16 protein-coding genes are annotated in these 19,470 nt (G+C 68.0%); 10 read left to right on the top strand and 6 right to left on the bottom strand.

Translation table 11 applies throughout. From position 1 onward, the window contains the following. Nucleotides 1-17: 17 nt before the first annotated feature. The 4 genes from AB0M15_RS04020 to AB0M15_RS04005 all read left to right on the top strand — a co-directional run bounded on the left by AB0M15_RS04020 (nucleotide 18) and on the right by AB0M15_RS04005 (nucleotide 5,679). The gene (locus AB0M15_RS04020; protein WP_363813634.1) at nucleotides 18-1,322 is read left to right on the top strand and encodes a sugar ABC transporter substrate-binding protein; all 1,305 of its coding nucleotides are present in this window, start codon (nucleotides 18-20) and stop codon (nucleotides 1,320-1,322) included. After that, nucleotides 1,322-2,518, top strand: coding sequence for a Gfo/Idh/MocA family oxidoreductase (locus AB0M15_RS04015; protein ID WP_363813632.1), 1,197 nt, complete (start codon nucleotides 1,322-1,324; stop codon nucleotides 2,516-2,518). The genes AB0M15_RS04020 and AB0M15_RS04015 overlap by 1 nt, the downstream gene beginning before the upstream one ends. Further along, nucleotides 2,515-3,426, top strand: a complete 912-nt coding sequence (locus AB0M15_RS04010; RefSeq protein WP_363813630.1) for a PmoA family protein — start codon at nucleotides 2,515-2,517, stop codon at nucleotides 3,424-3,426. The genes AB0M15_RS04015 and AB0M15_RS04010 overlap by 4 nt, the downstream gene beginning before the upstream one ends. Before the next feature lie 579 nt (nucleotides 3,427-4,005). Continuing rightward, nucleotides 4,006-5,679 (top strand): hypothetical protein, encoded by a 1,674-nt coding sequence (locus tag AB0M15_RS04005; protein ID WP_363813628.1) that lies wholly within the window; start codon nucleotides 4,006-4,008, stop codon nucleotides 5,677-5,679. Between the two features lie 49 nt (nucleotides 5,680-5,728). Here the strand turns inward: AB0M15_RS04005 and AB0M15_RS04000 are convergent, their stop codons facing one another. Together AB0M15_RS04000 and AB0M15_RS03995 are read right to left on the bottom strand one after the other, a co-directional pair. Next, entirely contained in the window at nucleotides 5,729-6,928 is a 1,200-nt protein-coding gene (locus AB0M15_RS04000) for a cytochrome P450 (protein WP_363813626.1), read from the bottom strand. 60 nt (nucleotides 6,929-6,988) lie between these two features. Beyond that, nucleotides 6,989-7,588, bottom strand: a complete 600-nt coding sequence (locus AB0M15_RS03995) for a TetR/AcrR family transcriptional regulator (RefSeq protein ID WP_363813624.1) — start codon at nucleotides 7,586-7,588, stop codon at nucleotides 6,989-6,991. Nucleotides 7,589-7,699: 111 nt separating this feature from the next. Here AB0M15_RS03995 and AB0M15_RS03990 point away from each other — a divergent pair, with 111 nt between their 5' ends. Next, nucleotides 7,700-8,482 carry an SDR family NAD(P)-dependent oxidoreductase gene (locus AB0M15_RS03990; protein ID WP_363813623.1) on the top strand — a complete coding sequence of 261 codons (783 nt, stop codon included), beginning with the start codon at nucleotides 7,700-7,702 and terminating at the stop codon, nucleotides 8,480-8,482. A gap of 35 nt (nucleotides 8,483-8,517) precedes the next feature. Here AB0M15_RS03990 and AB0M15_RS03985 read toward each other — a convergent pair whose 3' ends face one another. Beyond that, on the bottom strand, nucleotides 8,518-9,045 hold the full coding sequence (locus AB0M15_RS03985; protein WP_363813621.1) for a GrpB family protein: 528 nt from the start codon (nucleotides 9,043-9,045) through the stop codon (nucleotides 8,518-8,520). Further along, nucleotides 9,042-9,998, bottom strand: coding sequence for a helix-turn-helix domain-containing protein (locus AB0M15_RS03980; RefSeq protein WP_363813619.1), 957 nt, complete (start codon nucleotides 9,996-9,998; stop codon nucleotides 9,042-9,044). Before AB0M15_RS03980 ends, AB0M15_RS03985 begins: the two co-directional genes overlap by 4 nt. A 72-nt stretch (nucleotides 9,999-10,070) precedes the next feature. Here AB0M15_RS03980 and AB0M15_RS03975 point away from each other — a divergent pair, with 72 nt between their 5' ends. Together AB0M15_RS03975 and AB0M15_RS03970 are read left to right on the top strand one after the other, a co-directional pair. After that, nucleotides 10,071-10,307: a hypothetical protein gene (locus tag AB0M15_RS03975; protein WP_363813617.1), complete on the top strand. Its 237-nt coding sequence runs from the start codon at nucleotides 10,071-10,073 to the stop codon at nucleotides 10,305-10,307. Next, nucleotides 10,256-10,552 carry a hypothetical protein gene (locus AB0M15_RS03970; protein WP_363813615.1) on the top strand — a complete coding sequence of 99 codons (297 nt, stop codon included), beginning with the start codon at nucleotides 10,256-10,258 and terminating at the stop codon, nucleotides 10,550-10,552. Before AB0M15_RS03975 ends, AB0M15_RS03970 begins: the two co-directional genes overlap by 52 nt. 61 nt (nucleotides 10,553-10,613) lie before the next feature. Here AB0M15_RS03970 and AB0M15_RS03965 read toward each other — a convergent pair whose 3' ends face one another. After that, on the bottom strand, nucleotides 10,614-11,825 hold the full coding sequence (locus tag AB0M15_RS03965) for an aldose epimerase family protein (protein ID WP_363813613.1): 1,212 nt from the start codon (nucleotides 11,823-11,825) through the stop codon (nucleotides 10,614-10,616). Between the two features lie 228 nt (nucleotides 11,826-12,053). Between AB0M15_RS03965 and AB0M15_RS03960 the strand changes: the two genes are divergently transcribed. The 3 genes from AB0M15_RS03960 to AB0M15_RS03950 all read left to right on the top strand — a co-directional run bounded on the left by AB0M15_RS03960 (nucleotide 12,054) and on the right by AB0M15_RS03950 (nucleotide 16,196). Further along, on the top strand, nucleotides 12,054-12,653 hold the full coding sequence (locus AB0M15_RS03960) for a cysteine hydrolase family protein (protein WP_363813611.1): 600 nt from the start codon (nucleotides 12,054-12,056) through the stop codon (nucleotides 12,651-12,653). A gap of 7 nt (nucleotides 12,654-12,660) precedes the next feature. Continuing rightward, nucleotides 12,661-13,578, top strand: coding sequence for a DJ-1/PfpI family protein (locus AB0M15_RS03955; RefSeq protein WP_363813609.1), 918 nt, complete (start codon nucleotides 12,661-12,663; stop codon nucleotides 13,576-13,578). Between the two features lie 482 nt (nucleotides 13,579-14,060). Next, nucleotides 14,061-16,196 (top strand): MMPL family transporter, encoded by a 2,136-nt coding sequence (locus tag AB0M15_RS03950; RefSeq protein ID WP_363813607.1) that lies wholly within the window; start codon nucleotides 14,061-14,063, stop codon nucleotides 16,194-16,196. Between the two features lie 52 nt (nucleotides 16,197-16,248). Here AB0M15_RS03950 and AB0M15_RS03945 read toward each other — a convergent pair whose 3' ends face one another. Further along, a complete protein-coding gene (locus AB0M15_RS03945; RefSeq protein ID WP_363813605.1) occupies nucleotides 16,249-19,449 on the bottom strand; it encodes a glycoside hydrolase family 3 N-terminal domain-containing protein in 3,201 nt (1,066 codons plus the stop codon). Nucleotides 19,450-19,470 lie beyond the last annotated feature (21 nt).

Genomic DNA, 19,470 nt, shown 5'->3' with positions numbered 1-19,470 from the left:
TCCGAAAGGTGCACATCATGAGGCTGCACATCCCACGGACCGTGGCCGCCGCCGCGCTCGCGACAGTCCTGCTGGCCGCCAGTGCCTGTGGCGGCGACTCCGGTGGTCCGTCGTCTTCCTCCGAAGGCGGCAAGGTCACACTCCGGTTCACCTGGTGGGGATCGGACACCCGGACCAAGCTCACCCAGCAGGCCATCGACGCGTACCAGAAGGATCATCCGGACGTCACCATCAAGGGTGAGTTCGGCGAATGGTCCGGCTACTGGGACAAGCTCGCCACCACGGTCGCGGCCAACAACGCGCCCGACATCATCCAGATGGACGAGAAGTACCTGCGCGAGTACGCCGATCGCGGCGCGCTGCTCGATCTGAAGAAGGCGGACGGCCTCGACACCGGCAAGTTCGAGCCGGACACGTTGGCGGCCGGTGAGTTCGACGGCGGACTGTACGGGCTGAACGCCGGGATCAACTCGTTCGCCGTGATCGCGAACCCGGCCGTCTTCAAGGCCGCCGGGGTGGCGATACCCGACGACACCACCTGGACCTGGGACGACTACGCACGGATCTCCGCCGAGATCTCGTCGAAGCTGAACGGCAAGGCGTGGGGGACCGGCACCCTCGGCCAGAACGAGGCCTCGCTGAACCTGTGGGCCCGGCAGAACGGCGAGTCGCTGTGGACCAAGGACGGCAAGCTCGGCGTCTCGCAGGACAAGGCGACCAGCTTCTTCCAGTACGTCCTGAAGCTGCGTGATGCAAAGGCGCTCCCGTCGGCCGAGGCGGTCTCGCAGGACCTGAACGCGGCGCTCGACCAGTCGATGATGGCGACCGGGAAGCTGGCGATGAGCTTGATCTGGAGCAACCAGCTACTCGCGATGGACAAGGCGTCCGGCCAGCAGATGAAGCTGCTCCGGATCCCGAGCACCGACGGCAAGGCGGCCGACAACGGCTCGTACTACAAGGGATCGATGTTCTGGTCGATCTCGTCGCGGTCCAAGCAGCAGAAGGCGGCGGCCGAGTTCGTGAACTATCTGGCCAATGCGAGTGCGGCCGGCAACATCCTGCTGGCCGAGCGCGGCGTACCGCCGAACACCGAGATCCGGACCGCGGTGGCGTCGAAGCTGCAGCCGGCCGATGCCACGTCCGCGAAGTTCATCCAAGACATCGGCAAGGAGCTCGGTGAGCCGTCGCCCGCGCCGCCGGTCGGTGGTGGGCAGGCGGAGAAGATCGTCCAGCGCTACACGACCGAGGTGTTGTTCGGTCGGCAGTCGCCCGACAAGGCGGCGAAGGCGATGCTGGACGAGATCAGCGGGGAGCTCAAATAGTGTCGTTGCCCCGGGTGGCGGTGGTCGGCATCCACGGCCATGGCGCCTCCCACGTACGCCGAGCCACCCAGCTCGCCGCGGACGGCGGCTGCCGTCTCGTCGCCGTCGCCGACCCCCGCCCCCCGACCGCAGACGAACTCGCCTTGCTCGTCACTCTCACCACCCCGGAGTCCTCGCCCCTGACTGCCCTTGCCTCCACCCCAGGGGCCGGGGCGAAGCCCCGGGTCTACTCGGGGCTGCCAGCTTTGCTGGCTGCTGAGGAAGTCGACGTTGTTGTGCTCAGCACTCCGATTCACACGCATGCAGCTCTTGCGGAGTTGGCGTTGCGAGCCGGAGCCGATGTGTTGCTGGAGAAGCCGCCGGTGGCTTCGACGGCGGAGTTCGAGCGGCTGCTGCAGGTGCTGGATGAGACCGGGCGGAGTTGTCAGATCGGCTTCCAGGCGAACGGATCGGCTGCTGTCCGCGCGCTCGCAGAGATGGTTGCTGAGGGCACCTTTGGTGAGATCCGCGGGATCGGCGCGACAGGGGTGTGGGTACGGAAGCAGGCCTACTGGCAGCGGGCCAAGTGGGCCGGGCGGCGGACGCTCGACGGCGTACCGGTGGTGGACGGGGTGGTGACGAATCCGTTCGCCCACTCGGTGGCGATTGCCTTGCTGCTTGATGGATCGGGCCGTGCTGATCAGATCGCCGGAGTCGAGACGGAGCTCTTCCATGCCAATGAGATCGAGGCCGACGACACCTCGGCGGTGCGGATCCGGACGACGCGCGGCACGACGATCGTTGCCGCGTTCACCCTTTGCGCGGCGGACGACGAGCCGCCCAAGGTGACCGTCTACGGGTCGAAGGGCCAGGCCGTACTGAGCTATACGACCGACGAGCTCGAGGTGAACGGCAGCACAACGCAGTACGGGCGGGAGGACTTGTTGGAGAACCTGCTCGATCATCGGCGCGACGGGGTGCCGTTGATCGCGCCGCTTGTCGAGACGGGTGGGTTCATGCGGGTGCTCGACGCTGTTCGGTCGGCGCCGGCGCCGGGGGTGGTGCCGGCCAGTTGGGCGGGGGATGGGGAGGAGCGGCATCCCGTAGTACCGGGGATCGAGAAGTGGATCGAGCAGGCGGCCGAGCGGCAGCTGTTGTTCAGCGAGCTCGGCGTGCCTTGGGCAGGACCAACAGAGAATCGGAGCTTCGACAGATGACGCAGAACCTCGGTTGCAACCACGCCGTCGGCCGGTCCATCCAGGTCACGGCGGCCGATCGCGAGTTGTTCACCTACGTGTACCGGCCGACCGACCCGCAGTTGGAGTCGCCGCGGCCGTACCTGCACCCGATCCGTACCCTCGGCGGCGACCTGGTCTCCGTCTTCCGGCCGCACGACCACGTGTGGCACAAGGGGATGACCTGGTCGCTGCCGCATTTCGGGCACGAGAATTTCTGGGGTGGACCGACGTTCTCGAGAGCCAACGGCTATGAACAGCTCGCCAACAACGGCTCGATGGACCACGACCGGATCGATGCGCTCGACGTCTCGGACGACCTGGTCCGGTTCTCGCATCACCTGTCGTGGCATCGGCAGGACGGTGTGCACGTCGTCGACGAGCAACGCACGCTGACCACCCGGCTGGCCGACGACGGCTGGGTGCTCGTCTACGAGACGGCGATGACGAACGTCTCCGGCGACACGATCCAGATCGGCAGCCCGACCACGGCAGGCCGGCCGAACGCCGGCTACGGGGGCCTCTTCTGGCGCGGCCCGCGATCCTTCACCGGCGGCACCGTGCTCGCCCCTCAAGGTCTGGGCGGCGACGAACTCCGCGGCCAGCGCGCGACCTGGATGGGCTTCTCCGGCAAACACGACACCGTCGACCGGGCCTCGACCCTGATCATCGTCGACGCCACCGACAACCCCAACCACCCGCCCGAATGGTTCGTCCGCTCCGAAGACTTCGCGGCTGTCTGCCCCGCCCCGTTCTTCTCCGAAGAACTTCCCTTCGCCCCGGGCGAAACCCTCACCTTCCGCTACGCCACTATCGTCGCCGACGAAGCCTCGGACGACGCCCGCTCCGCGTTGCTGGCTACTCAAGCCGGCAAGGCGCTCACCAGCTGAACGCGAGCGGGCTGGGAACCCCGCCCCCGGCGTTCCCAGCCCGCTCAGCTCCCAGCTCTACTCAGCGCACGAACAGCCAGTACTCGCCGCTGGGGCCCGCCGGACGGCAGTCCCAGTCGTTGAAGCCTTCCCGGACGTACTCCTTGTCCGGCGTCGACGCACCGGCGGTAGTTCGGGTACTTCGCGATCGCCTGCCATCCGGCGACGACCGAGACGGAAGTACCGGCTGTCGGCGCGGCCTGCGCCGACGCTGCCGGGGCAAGCGCGAGCAGACCGAGGGTGGCTCCTTGACCAGGGGGATCGGTGTCGTGGGGACACCGGGTTGGATGAGAGCCTGGTCGGCGCGGCCTGGGGCGTCGCGGTTTTCGAACGAACTCGATCAGGCTGATTTCCGCCCTTCAGCAGGTGTGAAGTGATCGCTTGAGGGGGAGGTAGGGGTAGCGGTAGAGAATCGTTTCCGGTATCGCCTCCCCTGAAGGGCCCGGGAACCGGTAGCCTCATCCAGCCACCTGGATGGCATCGCTGTAACCACCACCGACGAAACTGCCGGAGAGCCCAAACCGGTCAGGAGACCACGTCTTGCAGGAGAACACCACCAGCACCAGTACTGGCGAGCTCGCCAACGTACCCCTCACCGGTGCTGACAAAGTCGCCTACGCCTTCTACGCAACCGCCGCCACAGCCGCCCTCGTCGGACAGGTCTGGGCCGGTGTCACGCACATCCCGTGGCCGGACGAGGGCTTCTCGCCGTTCCTCAAGATCGCGCTGGTCACGCCGGCCGTCGCGGTCATCGAGCTCGGTGGTGTCGCCACCGCCGCCCTTGCCGACCTACGCCGGCGCAAGGGTGAGCAGGCATACGCCTACCGGGCGATGTCGCTGTTCGCCGCCATCGTCGCGCTCGTCTTCAACGTCGTCGGGCACTGGCGGCCGGAGGAGCGCTTCCTCGCCTTCGGCTTCGGCGGCCTGTCCGCGTTCGCCTACGTGCTCTGGCTGATCCACAGCTCGGCGCGCCGCCGCGACGCGTTGCGCAAGGCCGGCCAGATGGCCACCACCGGACCCGTCTACGGCGTGGTCCAGTGGGCCCGCGAGCCCAAGGTCACCTGGGCCGCGCGCTCGATCGCCCTCGAGCACGGCCTCGGCCTGTACGAGAGCCTCCGGGCCGCCCGGGTCCAGCGCCGCAACAACGCGCGCCGTGACGCCATCGCCGGAACCGTTGCCGAGTACATCCGTTCCGAGCACCAGGACGAGCGGCTCGCGAAGATCGCCGAGACGACGTACGACGCGGACCGGCTGGCCGGGATGCTCGAGGAGCGGATCAACTACGAGGTCATCACCAACAAGCTGACGCTGGCGATCTCCCCGCCGCCGCCACCCGAGCCGGAGCCGGCGCCCGAGGAGCGTGCCGATCTGCGCGCGGCCGTGTGGGTCGTCGAGGGCACGACGCCGCCGCCGGTGCAGCAGATCCCCGTTCAGCAGTTGCCGGCCCAGCAGGTGCGGCCGACCGGCGGAGTACCGCTGCGCGACGACGAGCAGTGGGGTGAGGCGATGACCGGCGAGTTGATGGCGGTCGACTACCTGCCCTACGACCGCAGTACAGAGGAAGCCGACGAGGCCGAGGTGATCGAGGAGGCCGCTGCAGCTGAGGCAGCAGCGGCGGCCGTCGCGGCGGCGCAGCCGGTCGTGGCCAAGCCGCGTCCGGAGTCTCCGTTCGCGGAGCACCCGGTCGACGAGCAGCCGCCTGCTGTCGACCAGCGCCCCACCCAGCCAAGGGCCGCCGCCAAGCCTGCGGCAACGAAGCCTGCGGCAACGAAGCCTGCGGCGGCCAAGCCGGCCGCCGCGGCGCCGAAGAAGAAGGCCGTCGTCCGCAACGGAGCGCCGAAGCCGGCCGCGTCGGTCGTCGAGCAGGCTCAGGCCGAACCGGTCGTCACTCAGCCGGTCGCGCAGCCCGTCGTCACGCAGCCGGTCAAGGTCGAGGAGCCGGCCGTCATCGCTCGCGAGGTGACGGCACGGACGACGCCGTCCCGTCCGGCGGCGCCGCGGCCGAAGTCCAACGGCACCGGTGGCGACCTGGAGAAGAAGCGGATGCGCGCCTGGGCGTTGCTGTCCGACTGGCCCGAGGACCGTCCGCGCACCGCGGCGACCCTCGCGTCGGCGATCGCCTCGTCCGAGACGGACGCCGCACGGCTGCTCGCGGAATACGACAAGGAGAACGGCACCAGCAACCTCACGCTGGTCGCCAACTCGCAGAACTGAGTTGTCGCTGTGAAGGAGGGGTGGCCGCCTGGGCCGCCCCTCCTTTTCATCAGCCGAGGTTGACCGGGAGCTCCGCGAGGCCGCTCACCAGCACCCGGCGCCACTTGAGCTCTTCGGCCGGCTTGGCCAGGCTCAGCTTCGGAAAGCGGCGCAGCAGCGCGAGCAGCGACTCCTGCAGTTCGATCCGGGCGAGCTGCGCGCCGAGGCAGAAGTGCGGGCCGAAGCCGAACGACAGTTGCTTGTTGTCCTTGCGGTCGAGCCGCAACTCATCAGGATTCTCGAACTGACGCGGATCCCGGTTCGCCGAGTTGAGCGCCGCCATCACGCCCTCACCGGCTTTGATCTGTACTCCGTGCAGCTCGACATCCTCGACAGCCACCCGCAACTGGCCGACCTCGCTGAACCGGTTGAAGCGCAGCAGCTCCTCGACGGCCGACGGCACCAGGTCGTGGTTGTCGACCAGCCGGGCCCAGTTCTCCGGCCAGCGCAGCAACGTTGCCACACAACTGGAGATCTGGTTCGCCGACGTCTCGTGGCCGGCCACCAGCAGGTTGACGCCGAACGAGATCAGCTCGTCGTGGCTGAGCCGGTCGCCTTCCTCGCGGGCCCGGACGAGTTCGTCGAGCAGGTCCTCGGCGGGCTGATCCGTGGTCGCGAGCTTGCGGGTGACCAGCTCGTCGATGTACGCCGTCAGGTCGGTCATCGCCTGCTCGACGAGATCCTTCTCCGCCATCCGCATGCTGTACCCGAGTTCCGTCCATTCGCGGAACTGGTCGCGATCGGCGTACGGGACGCCGAGCAGCTGGCAGATCACCTGGATCGGCAACGGCAGCGCGACGAGCTCCCGGAGGTCCGCGCCGTCGCCGGCCTTCGCGACGTCGTCGGCCAGTTGCGCCGACAGCTCCGCGACCCAGGGGCGGTTGCGCTCGATCCGACGGTGCGCGAACGTCGTCGACACCAGTTTGCGCAAGCGGGTGTGCTCGGGCGGGTCGGTGGTGGTGAGGCTGTTCGGCATCGGCTTGGCCAGCGCGACTCTCGGGGCGCCCTGCTTGACGACTGCCGCGCGGGAGAATCGTGGGTCGGCGAGCACCATGCGCACATCGTCGTACCGGGTCACCAGCCAGACCTCGGCTCCTGCCAGCGTGCGCACCCGCGCCACCGGGCGGCCTTCGCGCAGCTCGGCGAACGTCGGCGAGGGGTCGAACTGGAACGCGTCCGCGAACGGGATATCGAGCACCGGTTCCGTCATACCTCCGACCCTAAGCGGGTTAGGTAACCCTTCGCTCGTGGTCCAGCGGGTCGCTGCCGGTCAGGTGAGCTGGGGGTTCGGGGTGCCGAGGCCGCGGAGCAGGGTGTCGATCAGCTGCGTCGCGAGCGCGTCGGTGTCGGCCTCGTCGGCGTCGGCGGTCGAGACGTTCTGGCAGGCCTCGTGCATCAGGGCGTAGTACACCCGGCGAGCCCAGACCGGATCGACGTCCGCGCGGAGGATGCCGACCTCCTGGGTCCGGCGGAACAACTGGTCGCAGCGCTCGACCACGCCGGCGTAGATCCGCGCGCTCTCGCCGTCCTGGGCGAAGGCGGTGTTCATCGAGAAGCCCCAGGAGATCTTGACCCGCAGTACGTTCGCCGTCGCCTGGTAGAGCGCGACGAGCGGCGGTGACGACTCCGGCCGGGCCGCCTCGACCGCGTCCGCGAGCTGCTGGGTCGCCCAGGTCGCCATCGCGGTGATCAGTACGTCGCGGGTCGCGAACCGCCGGTGCACGGTCGTCCGGGCGACGCCGGCCGCGGCGGCGATCTCTTCCATCGTCGCCGCCGGGTTGCGGCCGAGGGTCCGCTCGGCGGCCTCCATGATCGTCCGCACGGTGCGCTCGGCGTCGGCGCGCAGTGGACGGGCGGTGACTTCACTCATAGCCCAAAGACTACTCCCTGGTGCCATCTTCGATCCTACTTGCGTCATTGGTGTTGCAAGTTGTACGTTTTTGACATCACTTCAGATGCAACTAGCGAGAGGGTTCCGCTCATGGATCTCCAGTTGAATGACAAGACGGCACTCGTCACCGGTGCGAGCCGGGGGATCGGGCTGGCCGTCGTCGAGCAGCTTGTCGAGGAGGGCGTCCGCGTCGTCGCGGCTGCCCGCACGAGTACTGCGGAGCTTCGGGAGACGGGGGCTTTCGCAGTACAGGTGGATCTGTCGGATCCGGCTGGGCCGCAGCGGTTGGTCGAGGCGGCGTTGGCGGAGGTCGGCGAGATCGACCTGCTGGTGAACAACGTCGGTGGTGGGGAGGGCGATGCGACCGCTGGGTTCCTCGACTTCGCCGATGACGCGTGGAGGCAGATCTTCGACCTGAACTTCTTCGCCGCGGTCAAGGTGACGCGTGAGGCGCTGCCGAGCTTGATCCGGCAGTCCGGTGCGATCGTCAACATCTCGTCGAACGGCGCGCGGGTGCCGTCCAGTGGGCCGGTCGCGTATACGACGGCGAAGGCTTCGCTGACTGCGCTGGGCAAGGCGCTGGCGGAGGAGTTCGGGCCGAAGGGCGTGCGGGTCAACACGGTGTCGCCGGGGCCGGTTCGTACGGCGCTGTGGGAGAGCGAGGCCGGGTACGGCGGTCAGCTGGCGCGGCAGCTCGGGATTCCGCTGGAGCACTTGCTCGCGGGCCTGCCGCAGCAGGTCGGCATGCTCACCGGCCGGCTGATCGAGCCGGAAGAGGTCGCGGCGCTCGTCGTCCAGCTCTGCTCACCTCGCGCGGCCAGCATCGTCGGCGCCGACTACCTGATCGACGGCGGCGCGATCAAGACGGCCTAGGTCGTTCCGACGGCGCCTAGGTTCCCAGCTCGCGCCTATGTTTCCCAGACGGGGACGGACGGCAGGCCGCGGAGTCGGCGGGCGTCGTCGGTGAGCTCCTGGATGAGGGTCGTCTTGGCGGCGGTGTAGTCGAAGCCGGTGAGGCCTTCGGTGGCGAGTCGGCGCTTCAGTTCGGAGTACCGGCGGACGGCTTCCGGCGTTGCGCGGAGGTGGTCGCGCAGGATGCGCTGGTTGAGGCCGTCCCAGACCTCGGTGGAGAACACGTGCAGGTTGCTGGTGAGGACGCCGTCTACGACACGGGTGTACGTGCGTCGCCTGGGCGGCCCGGCCGGCTCGTACTGGAAGCCAAGCTCGGCAAGACTCGAATCCTTGCCGGAGGCAACTTCTAGCGAGACTGCCCGGGCGGCGATGTCGATGACTGGCTTCGCGACCAGCCCGGGCACCGCCGTACTGCCGATGTGCTCCACCTCGGTCACCGCGTCACCGAAGGCCTCCCGCAACTCCGCCGCCAATGCCGCGTACTGCCCGGCCCACGCGTCGTCGTACTCCGCCAGAATCGTCACCCGGGCAGGCTAATCGGGGCGAAGGTCCGTCGGTACGCCGTTGGGGTGGTCGCGAGGGCTTTGGTGAAGTGCTGGCGGAGGAGGAGTGGGCTGCCGAAGCCGCAGGTGGTGGCGATCTGGTCGATCGTGAGGTCGGTGGTTTCGAGGAGTTCCTGGGCTCGGTCGATGCGTAGGCGGATGAGCCACTGGAGCGGAGTACTACCGGTCTGCGCTCGGAACTGGCGGCTCAGCGTGCGGGTGCTCATCGACGCGTGGGCGGCGATCGAGGCGAGCGACAGCGGCTCGGCCAGGTGCTCTTGCATCCAGCGCATCACCGGTTCCAGCGAACCCTCGCCGGCGACGGTCGGGGCGGTGATGAACTGGGCCTGCCCGCCATCACGATGCGGCGCCATCACCAGTCGCCGTGCCACGTTGGCGGCGATCGCCGAGCCGTGGTCGCGGCGTACCAGGTGAAGGCAGAGGTCGAGCCCGGCCGTCACTCCTGCCGAGGTCAGCAGATCGCCGTCGTCGAGGTACAGCACATCGGTCGCCACCTCGACCTGCGGATATTCGCGAGCGAACCGCTCCGCGTGCGCCCAATGCGTCGCGGCCATCCGCCCATCAAGCAGTCCTGCCGCGGCCAATGTGAACGCACCCGTGCAGATCGACGCGATCCGGATCCCACGCCGATGCGCTTCCCGCACGAGCTCGACCACCTCTTCCGACGCGGTGTATGCCGCAGGCACGATGATCGTGTCGGCCTCCAACGCCTCTTCGAAGCTGTAGGGCGCTTGGGCGCGGAAGATCTCGAGCCGGTGCGCGCGCACCGTAGTACCGGCTCGGTCACCGCACACCCGTACGTCGTACAACGGCTCCCCACTGACCGGATCATGGGCAGCCGCAAACACCTGACAAGCCCCGGCCAACTCCAGCCCGACAGCCCCCTCGATGGCCAGCACCGCAATCATCCGCATGGCTCGAATCTAGCCAACACGGTCCATCAAGCCACTCCTTGTACTCCGTAAGTCCGGGCAGGCTGGAGCTTCATGAGGATCGATGTGTTGGTGTTCGACGGTTTCGCCGAGGTGGATGTGCTGGCGACGTACGCGGTGTTCGCCAACGCCAAGGCTCGCGTGCTTGCGGTGGCGGGTGGGTGGATCTTGGAGGAGATCGAGCGGGGTGTCATCCCTCGGCAATTGGCTGAAGCGAAGGCGACCGGGGTGACGAGCTGGTGCTTGCCGGGATCGATTCGGGGGCGTTGCTGCTTGGTGCTGCTGGGCTGATCAACGGGCGTCCGGCGACTACTCATCGGGCGGACTACGCGCGGCTGGCCGAGTGGGCTGAGGTGATCGATGCGCGGATCGTCGACGATGGCGATCTGGTCACCTGCGGCAGTGGGTGGCTGGCCGGCATCGACCTTGCGTACTGGCTGCTGGAACGGGAGCTGGGCGCAGGTGCGGTCGAGCAGATCGTCGCGCTGGAGCAATGGACCGGCCGCGACCGCCAGGGGACGGTCTGGCGGCGATAGGCGGCGGCGCGGTGGGGGAGCTGCGCGGGGAGGGCCGCGCAGCTCCGTCCGGGGGCTCGGGTTACTTCGTGCCGAAGGTGTAGACGGTGGTGGAGGTGAAGGTCTGGCCGGGGCGGAGGACGGTGGAGGGGAACGTCGGGTGGTTGGGGGAGTCGGGGAAGTGCTGGGTCTCGAAGGCGAAGGCGTCGCCCTGGCGGTACGCCTTGTTGCCGATCCCCTGGAAGGTGCCGTCGAGGAAGTTGCCGCTGTAGAACTGGGCGCCGGGCTGGCTGGTGTGCACGGTCACCGTGCGACCCTCACTCGGTTCCCAGAAGCGGGCGGCGAACCGCAGGCCGTCGTGGTCGGGCTTGCCACTGAGGACGAAGTTGTGGTCGTACCCACGCCCGATCACCAGTTGGGGGTGGTCGTCGCGGATCCGCTTGCCGATCGCGGTGGGGTGGTTGAAGTCGAACGGCGTACCGGCCACCGCAGCCAGCTCGCCGGTCGGGATCAGGCCCGCGTCCACCGGCGTGTACTTCGCGGCCTTCAACTCCAGCACGTGGCCGTCGATCGAGCCGGTGCCCTCACCGGCCAGGTTGAAGTACACGTGGTTGGTCAGGTTGAGCACGGTCGGCTTGCCGGCCACCGTCGCGAGGTAGTCGATCCGCAGGTTGTCCTGCTTGTCGAGCGTGTACGTGACAGTGCTGGTCAGCTCGCCCGGGAAGCCCATCTCGCCGTCCGGGCTGACGTAGGTGAACGCGACGCCGACGGCCTTGTCGGTCTTCACGACCTTGGCCTTCCAGACCTTCTTGTCGAAGCCGATCGTGCCGCCGTGCAACGCGTTCTCGCCGTTGTTGATCGGGATCTGGTACGTGTGGCCGTCGAGGGTGAACCTGCCCTTGGCTATCCGGTTCCCGTACCGGCCGACGGTGGCGCCGAAGTACGGGCTGAGCGCCGCGTAGTCGGGCAGGTTGTCGAAGCCGAGGCTGATGTTCTCGACCCGGCCGCGCCGGTCCGGCGTCTCGACCCGCTGGATGGTCGCACCCCAGGTGAGCATCGAGATCGTGGTCCGGCCGTTGGTGAACGTGTAGACGTCCACCCCGACGCCTTCCGGAGTGGTGCCGAACGGATCCTTGCGGATCTCCAGCTTTCCATGACCGTGCTGCGCATTCATGGCCGCGACCCTATCCGGGCTGGCGTCCGCGGTGCTGCTCAGTGCACCGGCCGTGGCGGCGCCGAGTCCGAGCGCGCCGGCGGTTCGCAGTACTTGCCGGCGGGGCAGGTTGTCTGACATGGAATCCCCTCACTTGTGCTGGGCGGTCGTCGGCGGGAGAGCGTGCACATGGCCGACCCGGGCACTGTAAGCAGGGTTGTCCAGTGTTTGGAATAGTTTGTAACGGTTCGAATTCGTCCGATGACTGGCCGATATCGGCCAGTGTTGCTGGGTGGTTGACCAGATCCGTCCGGCTCCGGGCTGGTTGAAGCCTTATCTCCGGAGCCTGGGAGCGTCGACGATGGAGGCATGACTCAGACAGCTCTGCTTGTGATCGACGTCCAGGAATCCTTCCGTGTCCGGGAGAACTGGAGCGTCGTCGACCACCCCGACATCGCGGACCGGGTGAACCGGCTCGTGCGCGCCGCCCGGGCGAACGGCGACCTGGTGGTCTGGGTGCTGCACACCGAGCCCGGTACCGGCGGCGCCTTCGACCCGGCGAGCGGCCATGTGCGCTTCATCGAGGGTCTCGAGCCCGCCGACGGTGAGCCGGTGATCAGGAAGACCTCGCACAATGCCTTCACCACGACCAATCTGCAGCAAGTCCTCACTGAGCACGGCGTCCGCGAGGTCGTCGTCAGCGGGATCCGGACCGAGCAGTGCTGCGAGACGACGACGCGGGTCGCCTCCGACCTCGGGTACGGCGTGACGTTCGTGACCGAGGCGACGGCGACCATGCCGTTGCCGCACTGGACGATGCCGGCCGACGCGTCGCTGGCCGACATCCTGGCCGATCCGCGGACGCTGTCGACGGCGACGATCGCGGAGCGGACCGAGTTCGTGCTGGCCGGCCGGTTCGCCACCATCCGGACACTCGACGAGGTGGCGCCGCCGGTTCTGGCATCCTGACCGGATCATGCCTACCCGGGTCGTCTTCTTCCTGCTGCCGAAACTCCACCTGCTGGACCTCGCCGGTCCGGCCCAGGTGTTCTCGACCGCGAACGACCTCGGGTACGGCTACGACCTGACCTACGTCGCGGAGTCGGCGGAGATCGTCACCGCCCAAGGGGTGCCGATCAGGGCGCAGTCGGAGTGGCCGGAGCTCGGGTGCGCCGACCTGATCGTCGTACCGGGCTGGCGGCCGCCTGCCTTCACGCCGACTCCGCACATGTCGGCGATGGCCAAGCAACGGCTGCGGGCTCATCACGCGGGCGGTGGTTCGGTCGCCAGCGTGTGCTCCGGCGCCGACGCGCTCGGTGCCGCTGGTCTGCTCGACGGGCGGCGCTACACGACGCACCACGACCTGACTGACGAGCTTGCCGCGCGGTACCCGAAGGCGCACATGGTCCGCGATGTCCTTTATGTCGTGGACGACCGGGTAATCACCTCGGCCGGGATCGCCAGCGGGATCGACCTCGCGTTACACCTGGTCGCCGCCGCCCGCGGAGCCGAGGCGGCGGCACGAGTCGCTCGTCAGATGGTCGTCTACGCGCGCCGCAACGGAGACGACCGCCAGGAAAGCGCAATGCTCCGCCACCGCGGCCACCTCAACGACCTCGCCCACCGCGTCCAAGACATCATCGACAGCCGGTACGCCGACCAGCTCCGCCTAGCCGACTTGGCCGCCGGCGTAGGCGTGAGCGAGCGGACCTTGACCCGGATCTTCACCCAGGCCACCGGCCTGACCCCCTTGCGCTACCAACAACTCCTCCGCCTGGAACGAGCCGAACACCTCATCAGCCACGGCACCACCGTCGAGGCTGCAGCCCGAGCCGTAGGCTTCGAAGACGCCCGAATGCTCCGCCGCCTCCGCTCGAGAACCATCCCCGCCTAACCAGTGGCCCGCGCCCACTTTGTGCTCGACGTGAGCGTCTCGGCCGGGCAGGAACACTCAGGTCGAGCACAAAGTTGGAGAACGCCGCAGGGCGCGATGCGAGTGCTGGTGCGAGGTGCGCTGGTCTGAGGAACCCATTCGAGTCCTTCACCCGGTGGGGTACGCCGTCGGTGGGTCAGCCGACGAGGGTGACTGTTTGGGTGGCGTGGTTGAGGGTTTGGGTTAGGGCTGTCTTGTCGGCCGGGCGGCCGCCGACGGTTGGTTCGACGTAGGCGTGGCCGTGCCCCGTTGGCCTGGCACCGACTGAGACGCGCGCATCGGCGATCTGGTTGGGACGAATATCCAGGCAGGACAAAGCGCGAGGTAGACCTACCACCACCAGGCGACGGGGGCTGACACTCCTGAGAACTCGGCAGCCAGCCGCCAGGCTCGTCATCAGCGGGTACAGCGCCCGTACGGGGACGGCGAGAGGGCTAACCAGGATGAGCAGGGGATCGGTGACGGTGCGCGTCGCGCGCTGGAGTGCTACCCATCCAGGGCGGGCGATCGGCTTGTGGCTGATGCTCGTCGTCGTCGCGGTCGGGTTGATGGTCGCGATACCCACCCAGAAGACGAAGGCCGAGGACACCTGGATCGGGCAGTCGGGGACGGCGTCGGAGTTGATCCGCGATGCGGGGCTGGAGGGGAAGCCGAGCGAGACCGTGCTGGTGACCGATGCCGGCCAAAAGCTGGACAAGGCGGCAGCGACGGCGGCGTTCGCGCAACTGCGGCAGAAGATGACGGCGATCGACGCCGTAGCTGAAGTGGGGCAACCGGTCTGGTCGGGCGACGGCAAGGCGGCGCTGCTGCCGATCTCGCTGAAGGGCAACGAGGACGACGCCGCGGACAACGTCGACAAGTTGCTCGCAGCAACCAGTGAGGTGCAGAAGGCCAATCCGTCATTGACGATCGAGCAGGCCGGTGGCGCCTCGCTGGACAAGGGGATCTGGAAGCAGGTCGGCTCGGACCTCGCCCGGGCCGAGAAGATCAGCCTGCCGTTGACCTTCGGCTTGATGCTGCTCGCCTTCGGTGCGTTGATCGCGGCCGGAATCCCTGTCCTGCTGGCATTCTCGGCGGTCGGCGCGGCACTCGGGTTCTACGCACCGCTGTCGTACGCCTTCCCCGACGGTGGTTCGGTGGCCAACGTCGTCCTGCTGATCGGCATGGCCGTCGGCGTCGACTACTCACTCTTCTACCTCAAACGCGAGCGCGAGGAGCGGCGGAGAGGTCATGGCACCGTCGACGCTGTCGAGATCGCCGCGGCGACGTCGGGGCACTCGGTGGTGGTCTCCGGCTTCGCGGTCATCGTCTCGATGGCGGGCCTGTATGTCGCGCAGGACCCGGTCTTCTCCTCGATGGCCACGGCGACGATCGTCGTCGTCGCGGTGGCGGTACTCGGGTCGCTCACCGTACTGCCGGCGCTGTTGGTGAAGCTCGGCCACCGGGTCGACCGGCCGCGCGTTCCGTTGCTGTGGCGGCTCAACCGTCGCATCGGGCCGGGTGGCATCAGCCGGCGGATTCTGGCTCCCGTACTGCGCTTCCCCAAGGTCGCACTGGTGATCTCGACCGTCGCCGTGGTGGCGCTCGCAGTACCGGCGCTGGGGATGAAGACCGAGCCGGGTGGCTTGGATACTCTGCCGCAGAGCATTCCTGAAGTGAAGACGATGTCTGCGCTACAGAAGGCGTTTCCTTCACAGGGGATGAGCTTCGAGGTCGTTGCGCAGGGCAATGGTGCGGCAGCGAAGCTGGCCGACCTGCAGAACGAGGCGGTCAGCGGCGGCGAGTTCGTGGCAGGTAGTGAGATGAGGCGGGCGGGGGATACCGCCGTACTGACGTTGGTGTCGGTGCGGCCGGATACGAGTGAGGATGCGCGGCTGGCTTTGGAGAAACTGCGTGATGAGCTGGCTCCGCAGGCTCTGGCATCGACGCGGTGGGCGGTCGGCGGGGAGACGGCGCAGTCGGTCGACTACGGGCAGCACCAGCGGGATCAACTGCCTTATGTGATTGCGTTCGTGCTCATCCTGACGCTCGTGATGATGGCGTTCACCTTCCGCAGCCTGGCGATCGCGCTCGTCACGACGCTGCTCAACCTGGCGTCGGTGGCGGCCTGCTTCGGCGTACTGTCGCTGGTCTTCCAGCACACCTGGGCCGAAGGGTTGCTGGACTTCACCTCACCCGGGTTCGTCGTGTCGTGGATCCCGGTGTTCCTGTTCGTCATCCTGGTCGGGCTGTCGATGGACTACCACGTGTTCGTCCTCGGGCGGATCCGTGAGGGAGTCCGCGACGGGCTGTCGCCGCAAGAGGCGGTACGCAAGGGCATCACCGAATCGGCCGGCGTGGTGACGAGCGCGGCGGCGGTGATGGTCTCGGTGTTCGCCGTCTTCGCATCGCTCGGGATGATCGAGATGAAGCAGATGGGGGTCGGCCTGGCGGTCGCCGTACTGATCGACGCCACCCTGGTCCGGATCGTGATGCTGCCATCGATCATGGTCCTGCTCGGCCGCAAGGCATGGTGGCCGAACAAGCTGTCTGCCGCTCAGCCGGCACCATCGAATGACCGCGAGCTGGTTGCGGTCTGAGAAAGCAGAGGGGGCCGGCGAGGTGCAACTCGCCGACCCCCTCGTCTTGGATTTACAGGTTGTACGCCGCGGTCAGCTTCGCGATCGCGTTGCTGAGCTCGCCGCCGAGGGCCAGGTGCTCGGCATCGGAGGTGAGCTTCGATGCCGCCTCGGTGAGGTTCTGGCCGATCTTGTTCTGGGCGATCCAGCGGGCGCCGGTGACGATGGCGTCGTCCTCGTTGGACGTGTCCGCCTTGGTCAGCTGCAGAGCCGCCGCAGCCTGACCGAGCTCGGCCAGCACAGTCGTTGCCTGCGGCCCCGACCAGTCCTTGACCTTCAGAGCCTGGTCGAGATGCGCGGTGGCAGCGACGACGTTCGCATCGGACCCAGCCCTGCGCCGCAGGTCGTTCCGGGTGTCCGAGACGTTCTCACGAGCCGATGCCTGCGTGGTGAGACCCCAGCCGAACGGGTACTGCGGGTCGTAGGCCGCGTCGCCGACGTTGATCGGCTCCTGGGCTTCCGACTTCGGCCAGGTGACCGGCAGCCGCCCGCTGAACGGCTTCTTGCCGAACAGTACGTCCGCCACGCCGGCGCCTTCGGTGCCCGGCAGCCAGGACGCGACGACCGCGTTGATCTTGCCGAGCTGGTCGGCGATCACCTGCGGGCGACCGGAGACGACCAGCACGACACACTTCATCGCGCCGCAGACCTTGTCCACCGCTGCCTTGTCAGCGGTGGTCAGGCCGAGCGTGTGACCGTTGCCGACGTCACCGATGCCTTCGGCGTACGGCTTCTCGCCGACGACGACCACGCCGACGTCGTACCCGGTCAGGGGCGCCGAGGCGTCCTGGCTGAACGTGGCGCTCGGTGCGACCTGCTTGATCCCGTCGAGGATCGTCGTACCGGTGGTGGTGTTGCCGGAGCCACCCTGCCAGGTGATGCTCCAGCCGCCCATCTGGTTGCCCAGGTCGTTGGCGTTGCTGCCGGCCACGTAGACCTTGGCGGTCGGTGCCAACGGCAACAGGTTGCCGTCGTTCTTGAGCAGCACCTGCGACTTGGCCGCCGCCTCCCGGCCGACCGCGCGGTTGGCGGCCGAGCCGACGGTACCGAGCCGGGTCTTGTCGGCGTACGGGTGCTCGAACAGGCCGAGCCGGAACTTCTCGGTCAGGATCCGGCTGACGGCGTCGTCCACCCGGGCCTGGGTGACCCGGCCGGCGGTGACCTCGTCGGTCAGGCCCTGGGTGAAGCCCTGGTAGTTGGTCGGCACCATGATCATGTCGAGGCCGGCGTTGATCGACGTCCGGATGTCGCTCGGGTAGTCGCCCGGCAGCTGGTCGATCGCCTGCCAGTCGCTGATCACGAAGCCCTTGAAGCCCAGCTTGTCCTTCAGCGTGCCGTTGATCAGCGCGGCGTCGCCGTGCATCTTGGTCGGGCCGCTGATGGTCGCGCCGTTGTCGTCGACGATCTGCACACTCGAGTACGACGGCATCACGGTGCCGACGCCCAGGTCGACCGCGGTCTTGAACGGCGCGAGGTGGATGTCCTCGAGCTGTTGCTGGGTGACCTTGGTGATGCCCTGGTCGATCTTGTAGCTACCCGTCGTGGACGATCCGTACGTCGTACCGCCGTCGCCGGCGTAGTGCTTGGCGGTCGCGAGCACCTTGTTGTACTTGTTCAGCTCGCTGCCGTCGGCCTTGCCCTGCATACCGGTGATGACGCCGGCCATCACCTTCACGAGCGCGGGGTCCTCGCTGTAGCCCTCGTACGAGCGGCCCCAGCGGTCGTCGCGGACGACGCAGAGGCAGGGCGCGAAGTCCCACGGGATGCCGGTGGCCCGGACCTCGGCCGCGGTGACCTCACCGGTCTTCTCGGCCAGTTCCTCGTCGTGGGTCGCGCCGATCCCGATGTTGTGCGGGAGGATCGTCGCGCCGATCACGTTGTTGTGGCCGTGCACCGCGTCGACGCCGTAGATCAGCGGTACCTGCAGGCGGGTCGCCTGCGCGTTCAGCTGGAAGGTGTCGATCATCGCGGCCCAGGAGGCCGGGGTGTTCGGCGACGGTACGGAGCCACCGCCGGACAGCAGCGAGCCGAGGGCGTAGGTCGCGATGTCGCTCTTGGAACGCAGCGCGTTGCGCTCGGCCTGGGTCATCTGGCCGACCTTCTCGGCCAGCGTCATCCGGCCGAGCAGGTCCTGGACGCGGGCCTTCACGGGCAGGGCCGGGTTCAGGTACGGGAGGTCGTGCGCGTTGATGACGACCTTCGGCTGGGTGACCGGTGGCTTGGCGCCGGTGACGGTCAGGTCCAGCGGGATCGTCTCGGCGACCTCGGCCGTGGTGTCGCGCTGGGTGATGACCTTGACGGTCTGGGAGGCGCCTGACGCCGTACCGGCAGGGAAGGTGATGACGCCCGAGACCGGCGTGTAGTCGCCTGCTCCGGCGGTGCCGGTCCCGGTGCGGTACTCGACCGTGACGGGCTCTTCCAGCGGTACGGATCCGGTGGTGGCGAGGCTGATCTTGACCTTCGCCGTACCGCCTTCCTTCACCGGGTAGACGTCGGCGTCGGTGACGATGCTCGCCTTCAGCGCCGGGTCGGCCTTGCCGTAGACCTCGACCTGGTCGATCGCGAACTCACCAGGAGTCCCGACCGGCATGGTGATCGCGTAGCCCCACATCTTGTCGAGGTTGAGCACGTGGTCGATACCGCCGACGGGCTGGTAGTCACCGCGGTAGGCGAGGTCCGCGAACGGGATCTCGACCAGGTGCCAGCCCTGCCAGTCGTCGGTGAAGCTGGTGTTCCACAGCTCCGACGCCTCGGCGTTCGCGCCGCCGTCCTTGATCTCGAAGAAGATCCGCTTGCCCGAGCCGGGCGGCAGCGGCGCGGTGTTCTGGCCGTACCACCAGAACCGGATGCCCTTGTGCGCCGACCAGTCGAGCGGGTTCTGGTCGTACTGCACGTCGTGGCTGAAACCGCCGTACCCGCTGATGTTGTACGTGCCGTGCAGCACCTTGCCGCCGACCGGGGCGTCGGCGCGGGCCTGGAACTCCATCGTCGGCGGGTCGTCGGCATCGCTGCCCCAGGCGAAGATGCCGGCGTTGGGCGGTGAGGCGAACTGCTCGCCTCCTTCGAACGCCGCGAGCACGAGCGGCGCCGGGTCGTCGGCATTGGCCTGAGCCGCCACGCCGAGCGGCAGCAGTCCGGCCAGCAACGCGACGGAGCTGACCACCGCCGTCCGCCGTCTGGAACGAATCGATCGATTGACAGGCCACCTGGGCATGGGCGACTCCTCCAGCTTCGC

Origin of the sequence: Kribbella sp. NPDC051718 (assembly GCF_040681515.1) — a bacterium.
Taxonomy (GTDB): Bacteria; Actinomycetota; Actinomycetes; order Propionibacteriales; family Kribbellaceae; genus Kribbella.
The sequence above is the reverse complement of the archived record's forward strand: the minus strand, read 5'-3'. Positions and strand labels throughout refer to the sequence as shown.

Coding starts and splice junctions, on each gene's coding strand:
- AB0M15_RS03945 (WP_363813605.1), bottom strand. CDS start 19,449: ATGCCCAGGTGGCCTGTCAATCGATCGATTCGTTCCAGACGGCGGACG.
- AB0M15_RS04020 (WP_363813634.1), top strand. CDS start 18: ATGAGGCTGCACATCCCACGGACCGTGGCCGCCGCCGCGCTCGCGACA.
- AB0M15_RS03980 (WP_363813619.1), bottom strand. CDS start 9,998: ATGCGGATGATTGCGGTGCTGGCCATCGAGGGGGCTGTCGGGCTGGAG.
- AB0M15_RS03955 (WP_363813609.1), top strand. CDS start 12,661: ATGCCTACCCGGGTCGTCTTCTTCCTGCTGCCGAAACTCCACCTGCTG.
- AB0M15_RS03950 (WP_363813607.1), top strand. CDS start 14,061: ATGAGCAGGGGATCGGTGACGGTGCGCGTCGCGCGCTGGAGTGCTACC.
- AB0M15_RS03990 (WP_363813623.1), top strand. CDS start 7,700: ATGGATCTCCAGTTGAATGACAAGACGGCACTCGTCACCGGTGCGAGC.
- AB0M15_RS04000 (WP_363813626.1), bottom strand. CDS start 6,928: ATGACGGAACCGGTGCTCGATATCCCGTTCGCGGACGCGTTCCAGTTC.
- AB0M15_RS03965 (WP_363813613.1), bottom strand. CDS start 11,825: ATGTCAGACAACCTGCCCCGCCGGCAAGTACTGCGAACCGCCGGCGCG.
- AB0M15_RS03995 (WP_363813624.1), bottom strand. CDS start 7,588: ATGAGTGAAGTCACCGCCCGTCCACTGCGCGCCGACGCCGAGCGCACC.
- AB0M15_RS03975 (WP_363813617.1), top strand. CDS start 10,071: ATGAGGATCGATGTGTTGGTGTTCGACGGTTTCGCCGAGGTGGATGTG.
- AB0M15_RS04010 (WP_363813630.1), top strand. CDS start 2,515: ATGACGCAGAACCTCGGTTGCAACCACGCCGTCGGCCGGTCCATCCAG.
- AB0M15_RS03960 (WP_363813611.1), top strand. CDS start 12,054: ATGACTCAGACAGCTCTGCTTGTGATCGACGTCCAGGAATCCTTCCGT.